At 64.3% G+C, this 20,682-nt stretch carries 15 protein-coding genes and 1 pseudogene; 8 read left to right on the top strand and 8 right to left on the bottom strand.

The genetic code is table 11. The features are described 5' to 3' along the window. Positions 1-6 precede the first annotated feature (6 nt). Positions 7-1,749 carry an autotransporter assembly complex family protein gene (locus tag RT028_RS11220; protein WP_312934904.1) on the top strand — a complete coding sequence of 581 codons (1,743 nt, stop codon included), beginning with the start codon at positions 7-9 and terminating at the stop codon, positions 1,747-1,749. A 65-nt stretch (positions 1,750-1,814) separates the two neighbouring features. Next, positions 1,815-5,432 carry a translocation/assembly module TamB domain-containing protein gene (locus RT028_RS11215; RefSeq protein WP_409567238.1) on the top strand — a complete coding sequence of 1,206 codons (3,618 nt, stop codon included), beginning with the start codon at positions 1,815-1,817 and terminating at the stop codon, positions 5,430-5,432. Between the two features lie 149 nt (positions 5,433-5,581). On the opposite strand, the gene RT028_RS11210 is transcribed toward RT028_RS11215, so the two are convergent. Further along, positions 5,582-5,950 (bottom strand): Mor transcription activator family protein, encoded by a 369-nt coding sequence (locus tag RT028_RS11210; RefSeq protein WP_312934900.1) that lies wholly within the window; start codon positions 5,948-5,950, stop codon positions 5,582-5,584. A 380-nt stretch (positions 5,951-6,330) separates the two neighbouring features. Here RT028_RS11210 and RT028_RS11205 point away from each other — a divergent pair, with 380 nt between their 5' ends. After that, positions 6,331-6,522: a hypothetical protein gene (locus RT028_RS11205; RefSeq protein ID WP_312934898.1), complete on the top strand. Its 192-nt coding sequence runs from the start codon at positions 6,331-6,333 to the stop codon at positions 6,520-6,522. Between the two features lie 103 nt (positions 6,523-6,625). On the opposite strand, the gene RT028_RS11200 is transcribed toward RT028_RS11205, so the two are convergent. Further along, the gene (locus RT028_RS11200) at positions 6,626-6,991 is read right to left on the bottom strand and encodes a fe2+ zn2+ uptake regulation protein (RefSeq protein ID WP_312934896.1); all 366 of its coding nucleotides are present in this window, start codon (positions 6,989-6,991) and stop codon (positions 6,626-6,628) included. A 216-nt stretch (positions 6,992-7,207) separates the two neighbouring features. On the opposite strand from RT028_RS11200, the gene RT028_RS11195 reads away from it, so the two are divergent. Beyond that, positions 7,208-9,535 carry an acylase gene (locus RT028_RS11195; RefSeq protein WP_312934895.1) on the top strand — a complete coding sequence of 776 codons (2,328 nt, stop codon included), beginning with the start codon at positions 7,208-7,210 and terminating at the stop codon, positions 9,533-9,535. Here RT028_RS11195 and lpxH read toward each other — a convergent pair. After that, entirely contained in the window at positions 9,532-10,269 is a 738-nt protein-coding gene (lpxH, locus tag RT028_RS11190; RefSeq protein WP_312934894.1) for a UDP-2,3-diacylglucosamine diphosphatase, read from the bottom strand. The genes RT028_RS11195 and lpxH overlap by 4 nt on opposite strands. After that, a complete protein-coding gene (locus tag RT028_RS11185) occupies positions 10,266-10,766 on the bottom strand; it encodes a peptidylprolyl isomerase (protein ID WP_312934892.1) in 501 nt (166 codons plus the stop codon). The genes lpxH and RT028_RS11185 overlap by 4 nt, the downstream gene beginning before the upstream one ends. Positions 10,767-11,001: 235 nt before the next feature. Here RT028_RS11185 and RT028_RS11180 point away from each other — a divergent pair, with 235 nt between their 5' ends. Further along, complete coding sequence (locus tag RT028_RS11180) at positions 11,002-12,705, top strand: glutamine--tRNA ligase/YqeY domain fusion protein (RefSeq protein WP_312934890.1); 1,704 nt, start codon at positions 11,002-11,004, stop codon at positions 12,703-12,705. A 9-nt stretch (positions 12,706-12,714) separates the two neighbouring features. Continuing rightward, positions 12,715-14,097, top strand: a complete 1,383-nt coding sequence (gene cysS, locus RT028_RS11175) for a cysteine--tRNA ligase (RefSeq protein ID WP_312934889.1) — start codon at positions 12,715-12,717, stop codon at positions 14,095-14,097. 309 nt (positions 14,098-14,406) lie between these two features. Here cysS and RT028_RS20330 read toward each other — a convergent pair whose 3' ends face one another. Continuing rightward, positions 14,407-15,162 (bottom strand): methyl-accepting chemotaxis protein, encoded by a 756-nt coding sequence (locus tag RT028_RS20330; RefSeq protein ID WP_409567237.1) that lies wholly within the window; start codon positions 15,160-15,162, stop codon positions 14,407-14,409. 102 nt (positions 15,163-15,264) lie between these two features. After that, positions 15,265-16,233: pseudogene (locus tag RT028_RS20325) on the bottom strand (HAMP domain-containing protein); the annotation flags it as partial. An 827-nt stretch (positions 16,234-17,060) separates the two neighbouring features. On the opposite strand from RT028_RS20325, the gene RT028_RS11165 reads away from it, so the two are divergent. Beyond that, positions 17,061-18,380 (top strand): Na+/H+ antiporter family protein, encoded by a 1,320-nt coding sequence (locus RT028_RS11165; RefSeq protein WP_312934887.1) that lies wholly within the window; start codon positions 17,061-17,063, stop codon positions 18,378-18,380. A gap of 6 nt (positions 18,381-18,386) precedes the next feature. Here RT028_RS11165 and RT028_RS11160 read toward each other — a convergent pair whose 3' ends face one another. Next, positions 18,387-19,385: a FecR family protein gene (locus RT028_RS11160; protein WP_312934885.1), complete on the bottom strand. Its 999-nt coding sequence runs from the start codon at positions 19,383-19,385 to the stop codon at positions 18,387-18,389. 183 nt (positions 19,386-19,568) lie between these two features. Between RT028_RS11160 and RT028_RS11155 the strand changes: the two genes are divergently transcribed. Further along, complete coding sequence (locus tag RT028_RS11155) at positions 19,569-20,159, top strand: GNAT family protein (RefSeq protein WP_312934883.1); 591 nt, start codon at positions 19,569-19,571, stop codon at positions 20,157-20,159. On the opposite strand, the gene RT028_RS11150 is transcribed toward RT028_RS11155, so the two are convergent. Beyond that, the coding region (locus tag RT028_RS11150) for a TolC family protein (protein ID WP_312934882.1) at positions 20,160-20,682 on the bottom strand (523 nt) is incomplete at its 5' end.

Here is a 20,682-nt window from a genome sequence, read left to right as displayed (position 1 = left end):
CCGCGCATGAGTTATTCAGGAAGAGTTACCTGGGGCCTGGTCATCTGGGTCGCCAGTTTCAGTGCATGGGGCCAGAGCGAGTTGGTGGTACGGGTAAACCCGGCCAACAAGGCGCTGAAGGCGAATATCGAGGGCTATGTGGGTAGCCTGGGCAATCGCGATGAAGATGCATTGTCGCGCTTCAGTCGCGGTGCCGAGGAGCAGGCGCGTAAAGCCGCGCAGGCGCTGGGCTACTACCAGGCGCAGATTGCCTCCGAGGTGCAACCGTCGGGTACGGCCGACCAGCCGTCCCGCCTGGTGCTGTCGATCCAGCCCGGTGAGCCAGTGCGCCTGCGCAACGTCACCGTGCGCATCGACGGGCCGGCCAGCGAGATGGCCGCCTTTCGGGTGCCCGACAGCAAACTGCTGCGCCCAGGCCAGCCGCTCAATCACGGCTATTACGAAGACGCCAAGAGCCTGATTCAGAATCAGGCCTCGCGCTACGGGTTCTTCAGCGGGCGCTTCAGCCGCCAGCGCCTGGCCGTCGACCCGCGTGCCGGCATCGCCGACATCGAACTGGTGTACCAGAGCGGTCCGCGCTACCGCCTGGGCGCGGTCAGCTTCAGCGGCGACACGGTGCTCGACAACGACCTGCTGCAGCGCATGGTCGCGTTCAAGCCTGGTACGCCGTATGACTCCGAGCTGATCGCCGAGCTCACCAACGACCTGCAGTCGAGCGGCTATTTCGAAGGTGTCCGGGTCGACGCCGCGCCCACCGCAGCGGTCAACGACCAGGTGCCTGTGGCGGTCAACCTGGAAACCCGCAAACCGCGCACCCTCGGCCTGGGTCTGGGCTTCTCGACGGACGTGGGCCCGCGCGGTAAAGCCAACTGGACCCGTCACTGGGTCAACCCGCAGGGCCACAGCTACGGCTGGGAAGCCGAGCTCTCGGCGCCGCGGCAGAACGTCGGCCTGTGGTACGACGTGCCGCTCGACCCGCCGCTCACCGATAAACTGCGTTTTGCCGGCGGCTATCAGAATGAAGAGCTGGCCGGCACCGACACGGTCAGCCAGTTGCTCACCGTCGGCCCTGAATGGCACAGCAAGTTGCCCAGCGGCTGGCAGCGGGTGATTTCCCTCAAGTACCAGCGCGAAGAATACAAGCTCGGCGACGACGCAGGCCTGAGCAACCTGCTGATGCCCGGCATCAGCTACGCCTACCTGCGCAGCGACAACCGCATCGACCCGCACAACGGCTACCGCGTGCAGTTCGACAGCAAGGTGGCAAAAGAAGGGTTGGGTTCGGATTCCAACCTGCTGTACGGCAACGTGACCCTCAAAGGCCTGACCACCGTTGCGCAGAATCACCGCTTCCTCGGCCGTGTGCAGTTCGGCGGCAGCGCCACCGATGACTACAAGAAGAACGTGCCACCGTCCTTGCGCTTCTTCGCCGGTGGCGACCAGAGCGTGCGTGGCTATGACTACCAGACCCTGTCGCCGAAGAACGGCGACGGCGACCGCATTGGCGGGCGCTACATGGTAGCGGCCAGCGCCGAGTACCAGTATTCGCTGACAGAGAAATGGCGCGTGGCCACCTTCGTGGACCAGGGCAACGCGTTCAACGACCTCGACCTCGGCAGCCTCAAGACGGGTGTCGGCTTCGGTGTACGCTGGGTCTCACCGATCGGCCCGCTACGCCTTGACCTGGCCAAGGCGCTGGACGACGACGGCGGTATCCGCCTGCACTTCTCGATGGGGCCAGAACTGTGAGGGTAGGGGTGAAGAAGGGGTTGAAGGCAGGACTGCTGGTGCTGCTTGCGGTCATCGTGCTGGTGATGGTCGCGCTGGCCGTGGTACTGGGCAGCCAGAGCGGCAGCCGCTGGGCGCTGGGTCTGGTGCCCGGCTTGCAGGTCAGCGAGTTCCAGGGGCGGCTCGGCGGGCACTGGCAGGCCAGCGAGCTGGTATGGGACGACGGCAAGAGCCGTATCGTCGTCCAGGCACCGCGCCTGGACTGGACGCCAGCCTGCCTGCTGCGCTCGGCGCTGTGCATCGAGCGGCTGCAGGCCGAACGCATCGACATGGCCTTCGCGCCCAGCGAGCCCGACCCGGACAGCGGCCCCCTGCAGTTGCCCAAGCTCGACCTGCCGCTGTCCATCGAAGTGGGCGAGCTCAAGGTCGGCCAACTGCGCCTGGATGGCAACGAGCTGCTCGGCGACCTGCAACTGGCAGCGCATTGGACCGCAGAGGGCCTGCGCATCGATCGCCTGCAGGTGCAACGTGAAGACCTGCAGGCCGAGTTGCAGGGCCTGGTGCAACCCAACGGCGACTGGCCCCTGCAGTTGAGCGGCAGCGTGCAGTTGCCGCCGGTGGACGACAAGCCGCTGCAGCTCCAGCTGAACATCAGCGGCGACCTGCAGAAGACCTTGGCGCTCAACGCCACTACCCAAGGCTATCTCGACGCCACCTTGACCGGGCAGGTACAGGCACTGGCCGAGAACCTCCCGGCCACGGTGCAGATTCGATCCAAAGCGTTCAAGCCCACTCAGTCCTTACCTGATACGTTGCAATTCAATGACTTGCAGCTCAATGCTACGGGAGACTTGAAAGACGGCTTCGACCTGAACGGCACCGCTCAGTTGCCGGCCGACAAAGGGCCCATCGCCTTGATGCTGACCGGCCGCGCCGATGCCAAAGGTGCGCAACTCAAAGGCCTTAACCTGACCGCGAACGACAAGCAACGCCTCACCCTGCAGGCCAATGCCGACTGGCAAGCGGGCCTTAAGGCCGACGCGAAGCTGGACTGGTTCGACTTCCCCTGGCTGCGCCTCTATCCACTGGAGCAGCCGCCACAGGTCACCCTCAAGCGGCTCAAGGCGCAGGTCAATTACATCGAGGGCACCTACACCGGCCAGTTCAACGGTGACCTGGATGGCCCGGCCGGGGCGTTCAGCCTGGCCAGCCCGTTCGAGGGCGACCTCAAGCAGGTGCGCCTGCCCAAGCTGGTAATGAACGCCGGGCAGGGCAAGGCGGCGGGCAGCGTTGCCCTGCAGTTCGCCGACGCCCTGGCCTGGGACGTCGACCTGCAACTGTCGGCGCTCGATCCGGCCTATTGGGTGGCGCAACTGCCCGGTACCCTGGCAGGGCCGCTGCGCAGCAAAGGCCAGATCAAAGACGAGCAGCTCGACCTCACCGCGCAGCTGGACCTCAAGGGCCGCCTGCGCGGCCAACCTGCGGTGTTCAAGGTTGACGCCAACGGCGCCGGCGAGCGCTGGACCCTCGGTGCACTGGCGGTGCAGTTGGGGGCCAACCGCATCAACGGCAGCGGCAGCCTGGCGCAGCGTCTGGCCGGGCGCATCGACATCGACATGCCGCGCCTGGGCCAGCTGTGGCCGGGCCTGCAAGGCCAGATGAAGGGCCAGTTGGACGTCGCTGGCACCCTGGATGCGCCGCAAGGCAAGCTGACCCTGTTGGGGCAGAACCTCGCCCAGGACACCAACCGCATCCAGCGCCTGGACCTCACTGCCAACCTCGACAACGCCCAGCGTGGCGTGATCGATCTCAAAGCCACGGCGATCAACGCCGGCGACACTGCGCTGGGCACCCTGGTCGCCAAGGGCAAGGGCACCCTCAGCCAGCAGGCCCTGACCCTCGGCCTCGACGGACCGCAGCTCAAGCTCGACCTGGCCCTGGACGGCACGCTGGCCAAGGGCGACTGGCGGGGGCGTCTGGCCACCGGTCGCATTCAGGCCGGCGGTCAGGATTGGCGCCTGCAAGGGCCGGCCAGCCTGAAGTACCTGGCCAGTGGTCAGCTCGACTTCGGCGCCCACTGCTGGCGCTCCGGTCAGGCCAGCCTGTGCGGGGATGACCAGCGGCTGGCTCCCGAGCCACGCATTCGCTATCACCTCAAGCAGTTCCCGCTCGAGAGCCTGGCGCAGTGGATGCCCAAGGACTTCGCCTGGAAAGGCCTGCTCAATGCAGACGTCAACCTCGACGTGCCGGCCAGTGGCCCGAAAGGTACCGTGCGTGTCGACGCCAGCGGCGGGACCCTGAGCCTGCGCGACCAGGACCGCTGGATCGCCTTCCCGTATCAGGCCCTGCGCCTGGACAGCACCTTGGCGCCGCGTCGGGTCGACACGCAGCTGACCTTCCAGGGCAAAGGCCTGGGTGCGCTGAGCCTCAATGCGCGCATCGACCCGGTGGCGGCAGACAAGCCTGTGTCGGGCGACTTCACGCTCAGCGGTCTGGATATCGCCATCGCCCGGCCATTTGCGCCAATGGTCGAGCGGCTGGCCGGTCAGCTCAATGGCAGTGGGCGTATCTCGGGGACCCTGATGGCGCCGCAGGTGAACGGCAATCTGAACCTCACCGGCGGTGAAGTCAGCGGGGGCGAGTTGCCAATCAGCCTGCAGGACCTGTCGATCCAGGCCGCCATTGCCGGAGAGCAGGTCCGATTGAGCGGCGGCTGGCGCAGCGGTGAGACCGGGCGTGGGCAGATTGGCGGGCAGATCAACTGGGGCCAGGCGCTGGGCGTCGATGTCCGTCTGCAAGGTCAGCAACTGCCGGTCACGGTCGAGCCCTACGCCACGCTGGAGCTCTCACCCGATCTGAACATTCGCCTGATCGACGACAAGCTGGCGATCGTCGGCAAAGTGCAGGTGCCCAAGGGCAAGATCACCATTCGCCAACTGCCACCGTCGACGGTGAAGGTCTCGGATGACACGGTGATCGTGGGTCAACAGACCGAGGAGGGCAAGCCGCCCATGGCAATGGCCATGGACATCGATGTGGAGGTCGGGCGCGAAAAGCTGGCCTTCAGCGGTTTCGGCCTCACGGCCAACCTCAAAGGGCGCGTGCACATCGGTGACAACATGGACACCCGCGGCGAACTGAACCTGGCTGACGGTCGCTACCGTGCCTATGGCCAGCGCCTGACGATCCGACGCGCGCGTCTGCTGTTCGCCGGGCCCATCGCCCAGCCTTACCTGGACATCGAAGCGATTCGTCAGGTCGATGACGTAACCGCTGGCATTCGCCTCGCTGGCAACGCCGAGCAGCCGACTGCGACCGTCTTTGCCGAACCCGCCATGAGCCAGGAGCAGGCGTTGTCCTACCTGGTGCTGGGGCGCCCGTTGGGCAACACGGGCGAAGACAACAACATGCTGGCTCAAGCGGCCCTGGGCCTGGGGCTGGCGGGCAGTGCGGGCATGACCGGCAGCCTGGCCACCCGCTTGGGTATCGAGGATTTCCAGCTCGATACCGAGGGCAGTGGCAACACCACCAGTGTGGTCGCCAGCGGCAACCTGACCGAGCGCTTGAGCCTGCGCTATGGCGTAGGTGTTTTCGAGCCGGCCAACACCATTGCCCTGCGCTACAAGCTCAGCAAGAAGGTCTATGTGGAGGCAGCCAGTGGCGTCGCCAGTTCGCTGGATATCTTCTATAAACGGGACTTTTGACGAGGCTGAGCCCGAGGTGCCAGTACGGCAGGATCAACGGATCGAAAAGCGGCTCAGTCAGCAGACAGCGCCAGGATGCGGGTGAACGAAGCTGCCGTATCCTGGCTGGTTGCCTGTTTCATGCCTGGAGAGTTCCAGTGAGGGAGGGATCAGTGCTGGCGGCGGATATTGCCGATCTGTCGCAGGCTGAGGCCGTATTTGTTGGCCAGCAGGCTGCGGGAGCAGCCGTTGGCGCTTTCTTCCTGGATCTGCAGGTTGCGCAGTTGCCGCTGGAAGTGATCGACCTTGGGAATCTCCAGCGCCATGCCGGAGAAGCGTTTGATCAAGGCATCGAGCGCCTCGTCGGAAAGGATTTCGACCAGACGGGTACGCTCGCGGTGCTTGGGAATGTACTTGGGCCTGCCGCCATAGGCGCGGGTAAGGGTGTAGGCATTCTCGATGCCGATGCATTCGATGAGGGATTGCAGTGACTCAGGAAGTTGCTGAGTGTCGATACGGGAAAGATCTGGCATTTCCATGTTGATTTCCTCGGACGGGGGCTGGTTCGATGCCTGAACGGCCGGTACATGCCTGCACGCAAGCGGCGGTCCGGATTCCCGGCAAATTGTCGAACAGCGTCTGAGGGGTCGCTAGGCGCCAAACGGGCCGCCGATTGTAGTAATAATGGGGTCACAGTCGCAGGCAGTTTGGCCTGCGTTCGTAGGAAGAGTCGCCAGATAATCGTGACAGGCCCCGGGGCATCTGTGCCGGCTTGTTCTTGACAGCCGCTGCATCCTGCAACCCTCTCTCGCCAGGCCATGTCCGCTCAGGACAGGCGCCATCACCCGGCACATCGCGTTATGATGCGCGCCGCGCTTGATGAACATTTCGGTTTTCGATGCGGTAAAGGACGTATTCAATGACACATGTGCAGCGGTTGAAGTATTCGATTCTGATCATCCTGGTGGTAGTCGCCCTGATGCTGGGCCTCTCCCATCTGCAGAAACAGGGCACCATCAGCGAACAGACATTCCAGTACCTGGCCATCGCCATTGCGGTCGTCGTGGTGGTGATCAACGGGATCCTGCGCCGCAAGGTCAGAAAGCCTTGATGCCTCACGGCGGGTCATTGTGACCGGCCGTTTTCACTCCGATCCTGGTGACAGGCCTGCCTGACAGGACGTCCTCACAGGCCGTTCTCACCAGCCGTCGCTTTCAACGTCGCTCCAGCGCTGCACGCGCCGGTGGGTTGAGGCTGTAGCACTTGTCGCTGCCCAAGGCGATCACGCCCTCGGTGCACAGCCGCTTGAGCACTTCGCGCACGCTGAGAAACGACAGTGGAATGTCCAGCTGTTCGAGTTGGGCATGCACGCCGCGTACGCCGATGCTCCGACCGTCCTTGTCTGCCACGTGCAGGGCCTCGATCACTTTCAGTCGGATCAGACTGGTGCGCAGGCCGTAGACCCGCAGCAGTTCACGAATCCGATCATTGGCCAGGCGCTCGTGCGCGCCCTGCGCGTTGGCGGATGATACAGGGCCGCCCGGTGTGGGCCGCTGAGCATCTGCGGTCGGGTTGTGCATGGGAATACTCCTTGTGATGAACGGTCCTGAATCGGTGTGCCTCAACTAAGTAAGACGAATGAAAACGGAAAAACTGCACCCACGGCGAAAATAAATCCTGATCGAGATTGCACATCCCCCTCTGACGCGGCACCGGGCGACTCGACGCGGCCGAGTAAATTTTCCGGATGCGCCATTCGTTTGATCGTGATGACCCTCGATCGATCAGGAGTGCCTGTGATTCCACGTTCGCGCCCATTGGCGTGCCTCAGACTGGCGATCCTCGTCGCCGCCGCGTCCACCGCTCATGCCCAGGCGGCGAGCGCTGACGCCAGCGCCCAGATTCGCCGCACCAGCTTCGGTGTGCCGCATATTCTGGCCAAGGACGAGCGAGGCCTGGGCTATGGCATCGGCTACGCCTATGGCCAGGACAACCTCTGCCTGTTGGCTGATGAAGTGCTGACGGTCAACGGCGAACGCTCGCGCCATTTCGGCAGCGAGGGCACCACCGTCGAGCAGCGCAACAACCTCGACAGCGACCTGTTCTTCACCTGGCTCAACACGCCGACTGCGGTCAACGCGTTCCTGCAGGCCCAGCCGGCCACGGTGCGCGCATTGCTCGAAGGCTATGCCAGCGGTTACAACCGCGCCCTGGCCGAACGCAGTGCACACGGCCTGCCGGCAGAATGCGGCAGCGGCGACGGGCTCAGGCCCATCACCAGCCTCGATCTGGTCAAGCTGACCCGCCGCTTGCTGGCAGAAGGGGGCGTCGGGCAGTTCGCCGAAGCGCTGGTCGGCGCGACCCCGCCAGGGGTCGCCACGGCGCAGGTCGATCCACGCTTTGCCAACGCCCTGGCGCGCCAGCAGCACTTCGCCACAGAACGCGGCAGCAATGCCATTGCGCTCGGCTCGGAACGCTCGGCCAATGGCCGCGGGCTGCTGCTGGCCAACCCGCACTTCCCCTGGGTGGGCGGCCTGCGCTTTTACCAGATGCACCTGACCATCGCGGGCAAGCTGGATGTCATGGGCGCTGCCTTGCCGGGCCTGCCAATGATCAACATCGGTTTCAACCAGCACCTGGCCTGGACTCACACGGTCGATGCGTCCAAGCACTTCACGCTGTACCGCCTGCAGCTCGACCCGAAAGATCCGACCCGCTACCTGCTCGATGGCCAGTCGCGTCCGCTGCAGCGCCAGACCCTGACGGTCTCGGTCAAAGACCCGCAAGGCGACATCCGGCACGTCCAGCGTGAGGTCTACAGCTCGGCCTTTGGCCCCGTGGTGCAATGGCCCGGGCGCCTGGACTGGGACAACCATCACGCCTACAGCCTGCGTGACGCCAACCTCGACAACACCCGCGTCCTGCAGCAGTGGTATCAGATCAACCGCGCCAGCAGTCTCGGGGCGCTGAAACGCTCGATCGGCAAGACCCAGGGCATTCCATGGGTCAACACCCTGGCGGTAGATGCCGGCGGTGAAGCGCTGTACCTGAATCAGTCGGTGGTGCCGTATGTCGATCAGTCGCTGCTGGCGCACTGCAGCGACCCCGCTGCCAGCGGCCAGCCACTGGTGGTGCTCGATGGTTCACGTCAGGCCTGTGCCTGGAAAGTCGATCCGCAGGCTGCGCAGCCAGGGATCTTCCCGGCCACGCAGTTGCCGAGCCTGCAACGCCGGGACTTCGTGCAGAACTCCAATGACTCGGCCTGGATGGTCAATCCCGCGCAACCGCTGAGCGGCTTTTCGCCAGTGGTGAGCCGCAGCGATCAGCCGCTGGGGCTGCGCAGCCGCTTTGCGCTCGATCGTCTGCAGGGCCGCACCCGGTTTGATGCAGCGGCATTGCGCGACCTGGTGTTGGACAACGATGTGTACCTGGCCGAGTTGCTCTTGCCTGACCTGCGGCAGTGGTGCAGCTCGGTACAGCCTGATCTGGCCGCACTGTGCACCCGCCTGCAGGCCTGGAATGGCAAGGCCGAACTCGGTAGTGGTCTGGGCTTCGTGCATTTCCAGCACCTGTTCCAGGCGTTGGCCAGCCAGCCCGAGCTGTGGCGCGTTGCATTCGATCCGGCCGATCCTCAGCACACCCCCCGCGGATTGGCGGTGGAGCAGGCGGCGGTGAGGGCCAAGCTGCGTGAGGCGGCACTGGCGTCGTTGGCACAGGTGGAGGAGGAGGGGATCGGCAGCGATAGCCACTGGGGGCAGGTGCAGCAGTCAGGAGGCGGCACGCCGGTAGCCGGTGGCCCGCAGGCCTTGGGCGTATACAACGCGATGGTCAGCGTGCCGGTGGCGCCGGGCAAGCGCCGGGTTGTCAGCGGCACCAGCTACCTGCAGGTGGTCAGCTTTACCGAGCACGGCCCGCAGGCTCAGGGATTGTTGGCGTTCTCACTGTCCAGCGAGTCGGCTTCGGCCCATGCCGAAGACCAGACCCGCGCCTTTGCCGCCGGCCAACTGGCACCGCTGCCGTTCACCGAGGCGCAGATCGAGGCTGATCCACAGTATCGGGTGTACCGCATCAGCGAGGCGGACGGGATGGGAGCCGTGACCGCGAGGCAGGGTCACCCGCGCTAGGCACTGGCGGCCTGTTCGAGGGCGAAATCGTACAGGCGCAGACCGTGTTCATCGGCCTGCAAGGCCCAGCCGCGCTGATCCCAGTCTCCCAGCACGATACGCCGGGCCGGCTGGCCGTCGACCTCGAGCGGATGAACCGCCGGGCGGTGCGTGTGGCCGTGAATCAGCGTGCGCACGCCCTGGGCAGCCATCTGCCGGGGCACTTCAGCCGGGGTGACGTCGACAATATCGCTGGCTTTCATGCGCGTTTGCGCGCGGCTTTCATTGCGCAGCTTGCGCGCCAGTTTCTGCCGGGTGGCCAGCGGCAGGTGACGCAGCAGCCACAGGCTCAGCGGGTTGCGCAGGTAGCGGCGCAATTTCATGTAGCCCACATCGCCCGTGCACAAGGTGTCGCCATGCATCAGCAACACGGGCTCACCAGCGAGCTGGACCACGGACGGGTCAGGCAACAAGGTGCAGCCCGCCGCCTTGCAGAATGCCTTGCCGATGAGGAAGTCACGGTTGCCGTGCATCAGCAGCACCTGCGTGCCGCTGTCGCTGAGCTGGCGCAAGGCCTGGCAGATCGACTGCTGAAATGGCGTCATGGCGTCGTCGCCGATCCAGGCCTCGAAGAAGTCGCCCAGGATATACAGCGCCGTGGCTTGGCGGGCGCGGCCTTGGAGCAGATCAAGAAACGCCCGGGTAATGTCCGGGCGTTCTTCTTGCAGGTGCAGATCGGAGATCAGCAGTATCACTCAATGATCTCGGCTTTCTCGATGACCACGGCCTCGGCTGGGACATCCTGGTGACCGCTTTTGGAACCGGTGCCGACCTTTTCGATGGCGTCGACGATTTCACGGCCTTCGATCACTTCGCCAAACACCGCATAACCCCAGCCCTGCACGTTCTTGCCGCTGTGGTTGAGGAAGTCGTTGTCCGAGGCGTTGATGAAGAACTGCGCGGAGGCCGAATGCGGCTCCATGGTGCGCGCCATGGCAACGCTGTACTTGGCGTTTTTCAGACCGTTGTCGGCTTCGTTCTGAATGGTGGCGCGGGTTTTCTTCTGGCTCATGTTGGCATCGAAACCGCCGCCCTGAATCATGAAACCCTTGATCACGCGGTGGAAGATGGTGCCATCGAAGTGACCATCCTTGACGTACTGCACGAAGTTCTCAACGGTCTGCGGGGCTTTCTCGGCGTTCAGTTGCAGAACGATATCGCCGTGGTTGGTGCTCAGTTTGACTTTGGACATGCGGGAACTCGCTATTTCAAGGCATATAAGAACGTGGCTGCGCGTTGGCGCTGACCGGTTACCTGACGCGTGCTCTGACCGGCACGACACATCAAAGGTGCCGCGCCAGGGGCCAGGGCGGGACAAATCACGGCAGATTATGGCCATCGGCTGTCAGCCACTTGACTGCATCGGCTATGATAGGCGCTTTGATTCAATCGGCCTACCCGGCCTGACACGTGCATTCAAGGATCTTATGAGCAAGCCCACTGCCGATCACGCGCCCAACGCTGCAGCCAAAGGCGCGCCTGTTGCCCCTGCAAACTTCCTGCGGCCCATCGTTCAGGCCGATCTGGACGCCGGCAAGCACGCGCGCATCGTCACCCGTTTCCCCCCAGAACCCAACGGTTACCTGCACATCGGCCACGCCAAGTCGATCTGTGTCAACTTCGGTCTGGCCAAGGAATTCGGCGGTGACTGCCACCTGCGTTTCGACGACACCAACCCGGCCAAGGAAGACCAGGAATACATCGACGCCATTCAGCGCGATGTGAAGTGGCTGGGCTTCGAGTGGGCGGGCAAGGTGCGCTATGCCTCCGACTATTTCGGCCAGTTGCACGAGTGGGCCATCGAGCTGATCAAGCGTGGCAAGGCCTATATCTGCGACCTGACCCCGGATCAAGCCAAGGAATACCGCGGCAGCTTGTTCGAGGCGGGCAAGAACAGCCCGTTCCGCGAGCGCAGTGTGGAAGAGAACCTCGACCTGTTCGCGCGCATGAAAGCCGGTGAGTTCAAAGACGGCGAACGCGTGCTGCGCGCCAAGATCGACATGGCGTCGCCGAACATGAACCTGCGGGACCCGATTCTCTATCGTATCCGTCACGCGCATCACCACCAGACCGGCAACGACTGGTGCATCTACCCGAACTACGACTTCACCCACGGTCAGTCGGATGCCATCGAAGGCATCACCCACTCGATCTGCACGCTCGAGTTCGAAGCCCACCGCCCGCTGTACGAGTGGTTCCTCGACAACCTGCCGGTGCCGGCGCACCCGCGTCAGTACGAGTTCAGCCGCCTGAACCTGAACTACACCATCACCTCCAAGCGCAAGCTCAAGCAGCTGGTCGATGAGAAGCACGTCGACTCCTGGGACGACCCGCGCATGTCGACGCTCTCGGGCTACCGCCGCCGCGGCTATACCCCGGCCTCGATCCGCAACTTCTGCGACATGATCGGCACCAACCGCTCCGACGGCGTGGTCGACATGTCCATGCTCGAATTCAGCATCCGCGATGACCTCGACCGCACCGCCCCGCGTGCCATGTGCGTGCTGCGCCCGTTGAAAGTGGTCATCACCAACTACCCGGAAGGCCAGGTCGAGCAACTCGAACTGCCGCGCCACCCGAAAGAAGACATGGGCGTGCGCACCTTGCCTTTCGCCCGCGAGCTGTACATCGACCGCGACGACTACATGGAAGAGCCGCCCAAGGGCTACAAGCGCCTGGAGCCGGCCGGTGAAGTGCGCCTGCGCGGCAGCTATGTGATCCGTGCCGACGAAGCCATCAAGGACGCCGATGGCAACATCACTGAGCTGCGCTGCTCGTATGACCCGGACACCCTCGGCAAGAACCCGGAAGGGCGCAAGGTCAAGGGCGTGATCCACTGGGTGCCGGTCGCTGACAGCGTGGAATGCGAAGTGCGCCTGTACGACCGCCTGTTCCGCTCCGCCAATCCGGAAAAGACCGACGACGGCGGCAGCTTCCTCGACAACATCAACCCCGGCTCCCTGGAGGTGCTCAGCGGCTGCCGCGCCGAGCCGTCGCTGGCCCAGGCGCAAGCCGAAGACCGCTTCCAGTTCGAGCGCGAAGGCTACTTCTGCGTCGACCTGAAGGACAGCCAGCCGGGCCGTCCCGTGTTCAATCGCACCGTCACCCTGCGTGACTCCTGGGGCAGCTGAGGAACCGTCGTGCTTACCGTTTACAACACCCTGAGCAAGCAGAAAGAAGTCTTCAAGCCGCTCGATGGCAACAACGTGCGCATGTACGTGTGCGGCATGACCGTGTACGACTACTGCCACCTGGGCCACGGCCGCAGCATGGTGGCTTTCGACCTGGTCACCCGCTGGTTGCGTAAAAGCGGCTACGCACTGACCTACGTGCGCAACATCACCGACATCGACGACAAGATCATCAACCGCGCCAACGAGAACGGCGAGCGCTTCGATGAGCTGACCGCGCGCATGATCGATGCCATGCACGAAGATGAGCGCCGCCTCAACATCCTGCCGCCGGATCAGGAGCCACGTGCCACTGACCATATCCCCGGCATGCATGCGATGATCCAGACCCTGATCGACAAAGGCTATGCCTACGCACCGGGCAACGGCGACGTGTACTACCGCGTCGGCAAGTTCGTCGGTTACGGCAAGTTGTCGCGCAAGAAGGTCGAAGACCTGCGCATCGGTGCGCGCATCGAAGTGGGCGAGTCCAAGCAGGATCCACTCGACTTCGTCCTGTGGAAGGGCGTCAAGCCGGGCGAGCCGAGCTGGGAGTCGCCGTGGGGCCCGGGCCGTCCGGGCTGGCACATCGAGTGCTCGGTGATGTCCACCTGCTGCCTGGGCGAGAGCTTCGACATTCACGGCGGCGGCAGCGATCTGGAATTCCCGCACCACGAGAACGAGATTGCGCAGAGCGAGGCGGCCACTGGCAAGCAGTACGCCAACGCCTGGATGCATTGCGGGATGATTCGTATCAATGGCGAGAAGATGTCCAAGTCGTTGAACAACTTCTTCACCCTTCGCGACGTGCTCGAGAAGTATCACCCTGAAGTGGTGCGCTACCTGCTGGTGGCCAGCCACTACCGCAGCGCCATCAACTACTCCGAAGACAGCCTGCGCGACGCCAAGGCCGCGCTCGAGCGTTTCTACCATGCGCTGCGCGGCCTGCCCCGTGTCGCGCCAGCCGGTGGCGAAGCGTTCGTCGAGCGGTTCACCGCCGCTATGAACGACGACTTCGGCACCCCCGAAGCCTGCGCCGTGCTGTTCGATCTGGTGCGCGAGATCAACCGCCTGCGCGACAGCGACCCGCAGGCCGCTGCCGGCCTGGCCGGACGCTTGCGCGAGCTGGGCGATGTGCTGGGTGTGCTGCAACTCGAGGCCGATGACTTCCTGCGCGCAGGGGCTGAAGGCAAGGTCGATGCGGCTGAGGTCGAGGCGCTGATCCAGACCCGCCTACAGGCGCGCAGCGACAAGAACTGGGCAGAATCCGATCGGATTCGTGATCAGTTGACGGCGATGGGCGTGGTGTTGGAAGACAGCAAGGGCACCACGACCTGGCGCTTGGCTGACTGACAGCACCAGGCTGGGTTGAGAGATCGGGCTGCTAACCCTTTGCCCCTGCGCATCATGCAGGGGCAAAGGGCTGGCGGCCCGATTTACGTTTGCAGGCGTCCAACACCTGTAGCGCTGGACATGATGCAGGTGTGCAGGAAACCAGTAGCGGGAGGGACGATGTCCCAGGTTCGGTGTGAAATTGCCTGACCACCGCTCAGGGTTGTTCAGGCAAAGCCCAAGGGCGGCCTGCCTCGAACCACTCACTGCGCCGCTCCACCCTCAGCAGGCCAGGGCGCACGCAGTAGAAACTGCACGCGCCCCTGAGGACTAGACCCGAAACTGGTCCATCAACCCCTGCTGCTGATTCGCCAGCTGGTTCAGCGACTGGCTCACCCGCGCCGACTCATTGGCTTGCCCGGATAGCGATTCAGTCACATCGCGAATGGTCGCGATGTTGCTGTTGATCTCTTCGTCCACCGCGCTCTGTTCCTCGGCGGCGCTGGCGATCTGCAGGTTCATGTCGGTAATGACCGACACTGCGTTGCCGATGCGTTGCAAGGCGGTGGCCGCTGCCGACACCTGCTCGACACCGCCTTGAGCCTGCTGATGGATGCCTTGCATGGCGCCCACCACTTCCTGCGTGCCTGCCTGCAACGCCTCGATCACCTGCCGGGTTTCTTCGACCGACTCCTGCGTGCGGCGGGCAAGGTTACGCACCTCATCTGCCACCACGGCAAAGCCACGCCCGGCTTCCCCAGCACGCGCGGCCTCGATGGCGGCATTGAGGGCCAGCAGGTTGGTCTGCTCGGCGATCGAGCGAATCACCTCCAGCACCGAGCCGATCTTGTCGCTGTTCTGCGCCAGGCCCGCGACCTGGTCCATGGCCGTGCTCATGTCCGCGGCCAAGGCATCGATGCTGCGGGTGGTGTGCTCGATCACCGACAGCCCCTCACGGGTTGCCAGGTCGGCATCACGCGCGGCTTGCGCAGCCTGGGCGGCACTGCGGGCGACGTCCTGGGCGGTTGCGCTCATCTCGAGGGAGGCGGTCGCGGCCTGATCGACCTGGCGGTACTGCTGTTCCATACCGGCGCTGGTCTGACTGGCGATGGCGGCCGACTGGTCGGCGGTGCTGCGCGCGGCCTGCACCGATTGCTTCACCTCGGCGATGGTCGGTTGCAGCTTGTCGAGAAAGCGGTTGAACCAACCGGCCAATTCACCGAGCTCGTCACGTTTGTCGTAGGTCAGGCGGCGGGTGAGGTCGCCCTCGCCACTGGCGATGTCCTTGAGCATGGCGGCCACGTTGAGGATCGGCCGGGTTACGCCACGCGCCAGCAGCCACACCAGCAGCAGCCCGGCCAGCGCCGCCACGACGCCGAGCGCCAGTTGCAGCAGCATGCCCTGGGTATTGAGGGTGTCGAGTTCACCCTTGAGCGCTTCGGCCGGTGCGGTCAGCACGCTTTTCGGCAGGTCGAGCAACACGCCCCAGCGTTTGCTGCCGGGAATCGGCTCGAAGCTGGTCAGAACCTTGAGCCGCGCTTCATGCTCGAGCACCTGCTGCGCCTGGCCTTGGCCGAGGTTGCGTACCAGCTCCGCGCCCTGTGCCGGGTCGACTTGCTCATAGCGCTGCGACAACTTGCTGGCATCGGCGCTGTAACCCGCGAGCAAACCCGCCGGGCTGAGGATGCCCACCGTGGTACGGCCCTCATACAGACGGGCGCTGGCGCGTTCGCTGATGGCCTGCAAACTGTTCAGGTTGATGTCGGTGGACAGCGTACCGATCACCTTGCCGCCCTCGATCAGCGGGAAGACGATGCTGGTCATCAGGACCTGCTGGCCGTCGATGGCGTAGAAGTACGGCTCGCTGATGCACACCTTGGCTGTGGTGCGAGGGCACACCCACCAGGTGTTGGCCGGCTCCCCGCTAGGGCCGATGCTGGTGTCGACCAGGTCCTTCTCAGGCAGGGCCATCGAGGTGAGCTGGCCTGCACGCGGCTGCGACCAGTACAGCGCAAAGCGACCTTCAGCATTGCTGCCGAGCGCCTCCTGGCCATTGAAGCGGTCGTCGCGCTGGTCGAGGGCATTGGGCTCGAACACCAACGAAAAGCCGAGCAGGTCAGGATTGCCCTGCAAGGCCTTGTGGACCTGATCGGTCATGTCCTGGCGCAGGTCGCGAGCGTCGAGTTGGCGCTTTTGCGCCTGCTCACGGACGAACATCAGTTGCCGGGCAAGGCCAGCGCCATACTGGTAGGCATCCATGAACTGGCGGCGAACAGTCAGGCCCTGGGCTTCGCTCTGCGCTTCGAGGCGCGCCTGGGCGACCTTGCTCAGCATCTGCATGCTGCTGGCTTCGACCAGCCCTGCGCTGGCGTTCATCCGGTAGAGAGACAGCCCCACCAGCAGGGTGACGATGCTGGCCAGGCACAGGCCGGCCAGCAGGGTGATCTTCCATTGAATGGATAGTTGGCGCAGGGGCATGGAAAGCGTCTCTTGAAATCGATTCTGGGGTCGGTTCGGTGGTGATTTGCACAAAGCCAAGCGGCGCTCCATTCGCCGCCTGTGTTCGCTCGGTGGGCTAGTGCCTTGCGTGAAATACTTCCATGCCTGGTCTTCCTGAGCAGTGGCCAGCGAGCCAGCCTGGCCGCGCGCACGGCTTCCAGCCTGCGCTCTGAAACGTTTCAAACGCAGTGTCGTGCTGTCCCTTTCTTGATCCTGCTTGGGCTGTTGCACTGCACTGGCACCCGCTCGTACTGACCTGGGTCATGAACCTGTGTCGGCGCTACGGATTTTTTCTCTATTTCGGTATTTAATAAAAACCGCGCCCTGCGCTTGAACACGCGTTCCCCGCGGCTTTGACAAGCGGGCGAGGGTGCTTCAGAGTGTGCGCCCTCCAATAGCAACCACCACTTCGAACCGGCCCTGCCACGCGCAGTCTGGCACCGGTGCGCTCGCTTTTTGTCTGTCGTAACGAGGTACTTCACGAAATGAATGCAGTCATTGCCGCGGTCGGCGTCATGCTGGTCCTGAGCCTGTCCCGCGTGCACGTGGTCATCGCCCTGATCATTGGCGCGCTGGTCGGTGGCGTGGTCGGTGGCCTGGGCCTGGACGGCACCTTGCAGGCCTTCAATGCCGGGTTGGGTGGGGGCGCGGCGGTGGCGTTGTCCTACGCGTTGCTCGGTGCCTTCGCCGTGGCCATTGCCAAGTCGGGGCTTGCCCATGCCCTGGCTGACCGCGCCCTGAGCATGATCGACCGCCAGGGCCACGCCGAGGGCGGCAAGGTGAAATGGCTGATGATCGGCCTGATGCTGGTGGTGGCGGTGTCCTCACAGAACATCCTGCCGATCCACATCGCCTTCATTCCGCTGCTGGTGCCGCCGCTGTTGTATGTGCTGACTCGCCTGCGCATCGACCGCAGGCTGATCGCCTGCGTCATCACCTTCGGCCTGATCACCCCGTACATCTTCCTGCCGGTGGGGTTTGGCAACATCTTCCTCAACCAGATCCTGCTGGCCAACGTCAGCCGCGCTGGCGTCGACATCACCGGCATCAACGTCACCCACGCCATGGCCTTGCCGGCGGCCGGCATGCTGGTCGGGTTGCTGGTGGCGGTGTTCTTCAGCTATCGGCGCAAACGCGACTATGATCTGGCGCGCATCGAGCAGGTCGAGCAGGTCAGCGTGCGCTACAACCCCTTGACCCTGCTGGTGGCGGCATTGGCAATTCTCGTCGCGTTCGTCGTACAGCTGTGGCTGGACTCGATGATCATCGGCGCGATGGTCGGGTTTCTGATCTTCTCGCTGTCGGGGATCGTGCGCTGGAAAGACACCGATGACCTGTTCACCGAAGGCATGAAGATGATGGCCATGATTGGCTTCATCCTGATCACGGCCTCCGGGTTTGCCGAGGTGATGAAGGCCACCGGGGAGGTGCAGGCGCTGGTCGAGACGGCCGCGCAGTGGATCGGCCACAGCAAGGCCGTTGGCGCGTTGCTGATGCTGCTGGTGGGCCTGCTGGTGACCATGGGCATTGGTTCGTCGTTCTCGACGGTGCCGATCCTCGCCGCAATCTTCGTGCCGCTGTGCCTTCAGCTGGGCTTCGATCCGCTGGCCACGGTGTGCATCGTTGGCACGGCGGGGGCCTTGGGTGATGCTGGTTCACCGGCGTCGGATTCAACCCTGGGCCCGACCTCGGGGCTCAACGTCGACGGGCAGCATCACCACATCTGGGATACCGTGGTGCCGACCTTCATCCATTACAACCTGCCGCTGCTGGGCTTCGGCTGGTTGGCGGCGATGGTGCTGTAACGGCGCTCACCCGCGTGGTGGCGGCGGGGCGATGCGGTTTAGGACGGTGCCGCCGTCCTGGCTGCGGGTCAGGTAGACCGGCAGCACCTTGGGCAGCGTGGCGACCAGCCGCGCGACCTCGCGCGTGTTGTACACGCCGCTGATGCGAATCTTGCCGGTGCTCGCATCTGCCACGCGCAGCGGCTTGTCGAGGTAGCGATTGATGACGGGCAGGGCCTGTTGCAGGCTCAGGTTGTCCAGCACCAGCTTGCCGGTGCGCCAGGCCAGGCTGTTGTCGGCATCGGTGCTCTGCGCAAGCGTGGGCTCGAAGTCGCCCAGGCGGTAGCTGGCCTGCATGCCGGGGCCGAGCCGATAACCGGCGTTGCCAGCGCTGCTGACCAGCACCGAGCCTTCGACCAGCGTGACTTTGACCTGGTCCTGGTACTTCCACACATTGAACTGCGTGCCGGTGACCCGTGTCTGGCCCTGCGCGGCCTGGACAATGAACGGATGCTCGCTGTCGTGGCTGACCTTGAAGAAGGCTTCACCCTCCACCAGGGTGATGCGGCGCTGATCCTTGAAATTGAAGTAGCGCAGCTCGGTGTTGAGGTTCAACTCGACCGTGCTGCCGTCGCTGAGCTGAGCGGTCTGCACCTGGTCACCCGTGCTGAGGTGCTGGTAATGGTTGGGCAACCAGCCTTGTTCCCAGCCGATCCAGCCGGCGAGGGGCAAGGCCAGCAGTGCACAGGCTACGGCCGGGACGAAACGCCGCAGGCGGTAGCGCAGGGGTGGCGCGCGATAGGGGGCGTTGTACACCACACGGGCCCGTGGCAACTGCCCGGCGCCGTCCCAGATACTGCCGACAGCCTGATACTCCTCGGCGTGCCGCGGGTCCGCTGCCAGCCACTCGGCGAATGCCTGCCGCTCGGCGTCAGTGCAGTCGTCTGCGTGCAGGCGCAGGCACCACTGCGCAGCGGCATCGGTGATCGCGTCGGGGTCGCTCGGGGGCAGGCGGTCGTGATTCATCAGCACTCCAGGTTTTGCGCATTCTAACCTTGCGCGCACCCGTCCGAGAACCGGGATAATGGCGAACCACTATCAGTTGCGCGTTTTCTGTGCAAATGCGGCCCGGTCAAGGTCAGTTACAGTAGCGATGCGGGCGCCAGGGCACCCGCATCGGTCGGCCAAGCATCTGCCAGGAACCCTACCATGCTGCCTTTGCATACCGCTCGCCTGATCATCCGTCGTTTCACAGAAGCCGATGCTGCAGCGCTGTTCGAGTACCTGCACCAGCCCACGGCCAGCTGCTTTTTCTCCATGGCCGTAACGGACCTTGCAGCCGCCCGTGCGGTGGCGTGCAAACGCGCCGAGGGCGAAGGTTACCTGGCGGTGTGCCTGGCCGATTCCGGCACCTTGATCGGTGAGCTGTTTGCTGAACCCGAACTCGGACTGGAAAACACCACAGTGTCCATCGGTTGGCAGCTGAACCCGCGCTTCGCCGGCCATGGCTACGCCTTGGAAGCGGCCGCAGCATTGGTGAACCACCTGTTCACGGTGTGCAATGCACGACGCCTGTATGCCTACGCCGAGGACACCAATCAACCGTCGCGACGCCTGTGCGAGAAACTGGGCATGCGCCTGGAAGGGCTGTTCCTGGAGTACGTGACGTTCTACAACGACGAACAGGGCGAGCCGGTGTACGAAAATACGACGCAATACGCGCTGCTGCGCCACGAGTGGCTGGCGCAGCAGGCGCAGTCAGCCCCCGGCCACCGGCTGGCCGGGGGCGAACATGAGTGATCAGTGGGCGCTGGCGACCACGGTCGGCTGCCAGCCACCACCCAGCGCCTTGTAGATGTCGACGATCCCTTGGTACAGCTCGACTTCGCCCAGCGCCTGGGCGTCTTCGGCCGCCAGGCGCTCACGTTCGGCATCGAGCAGCACCAGATAGTCAACGCTGCCTTCGCGGTAGCGCACCGAGGCCAGCGCTGCGGCCTTGCGACTCGCTTCGCTCTGGCGGATCAGCGCCTGTAGCCGCTGCTGACGCTTGCCATAGTCACTGAACGCATTGCTTGATTCCTCCAGAGCCAGCAACACCTGCTGCTCGTAGCTGGCCAGCGCACCCTCGGCATCGGCCTTGGCCCCGCGCAGGCGCGCACGCACGCTACCCAGGTCAAACGCCGCCCATTGAATACTCGGCCCCAGCGCCCAGGCACTGGCCGCCGCGCTGCCGATCTGCGAGCCGCGCCCGGCCGTGAAACCGAGGAAGCCGCTGAGGCTGACCCGTGGGAACAGGTCGGCCGTGGCGACGCCAACGTTGGCC

The sequence above is a fragment of the Pseudomonas sp. genome, from assembly GCF_032058845.1.
Taxonomy (GTDB): domain Bacteria; phylum Pseudomonadota; class Gammaproteobacteria; order Pseudomonadales; family Pseudomonadaceae; genus Aquipseudomonas.
Note: the sequence above shows the minus strand (reverse complement) of the source record. Positions and strands in the feature narration are given on the sequence as shown.

Excerpts from the sequence above, each read along its gene's own strand:
- RT028_RS11220 (WP_312934904.1), top strand. The coding sequence starts at position 7 with ATGAGTTATTCAGGAAGAGTTACCTGGGGCCTGGTCATCTGGGTCGCC.
- RT028_RS11215 (WP_409567238.1), top strand. The coding sequence starts at position 1,815 with ATGGTCGCGCTGGCCGTGGTACTGGGCAGCCAGAGCGGCAGCCGCTGG.
- RT028_RS11210 (WP_312934900.1), bottom strand. The coding sequence starts at position 5,950 with ATGGAAATGCCAGATCTTTCCCGTATCGACACTCAGCAACTTCCTGAG.
- RT028_RS11205 (WP_312934898.1), top strand. The coding sequence starts at position 6,331 with ATGACACATGTGCAGCGGTTGAAGTATTCGATTCTGATCATCCTGGTG.
- RT028_RS11200 (WP_312934896.1), bottom strand. The coding sequence starts at position 6,991 with ATGCACAACCCGACCGCAGATGCTCAGCGGCCCACACCGGGCGGCCCT.
- RT028_RS11185 (WP_312934892.1), bottom strand. The coding sequence starts at position 10,766 with ATGTCCAAAGTCAAACTGAGCACCAACCACGGCGATATCGTTCTGCAA.
- RT028_RS11180 (WP_312934890.1), top strand. The coding sequence starts at position 11,002 with ATGAGCAAGCCCACTGCCGATCACGCGCCCAACGCTGCAGCCAAAGGC.
- RT028_RS20330 (WP_409567237.1), bottom strand. The coding sequence starts at position 15,162 with ATGGAACAGCAGTACCGCCAGGTCGATCAGGCCGCGACCGCCTCCCTC.
- RT028_RS11165 (WP_312934887.1), top strand. The coding sequence starts at position 17,061 with ATGAATGCAGTCATTGCCGCGGTCGGCGTCATGCTGGTCCTGAGCCTG.
- RT028_RS11160 (WP_312934885.1), bottom strand. The coding sequence starts at position 19,385 with ATGAATCACGACCGCCTGCCCCCGAGCGACCCCGACGCGATCACCGAT.
- RT028_RS11155 (WP_312934883.1), top strand. The coding sequence starts at position 19,569 with ATGCTGCCTTTGCATACCGCTCGCCTGATCATCCGTCGTTTCACAGAA.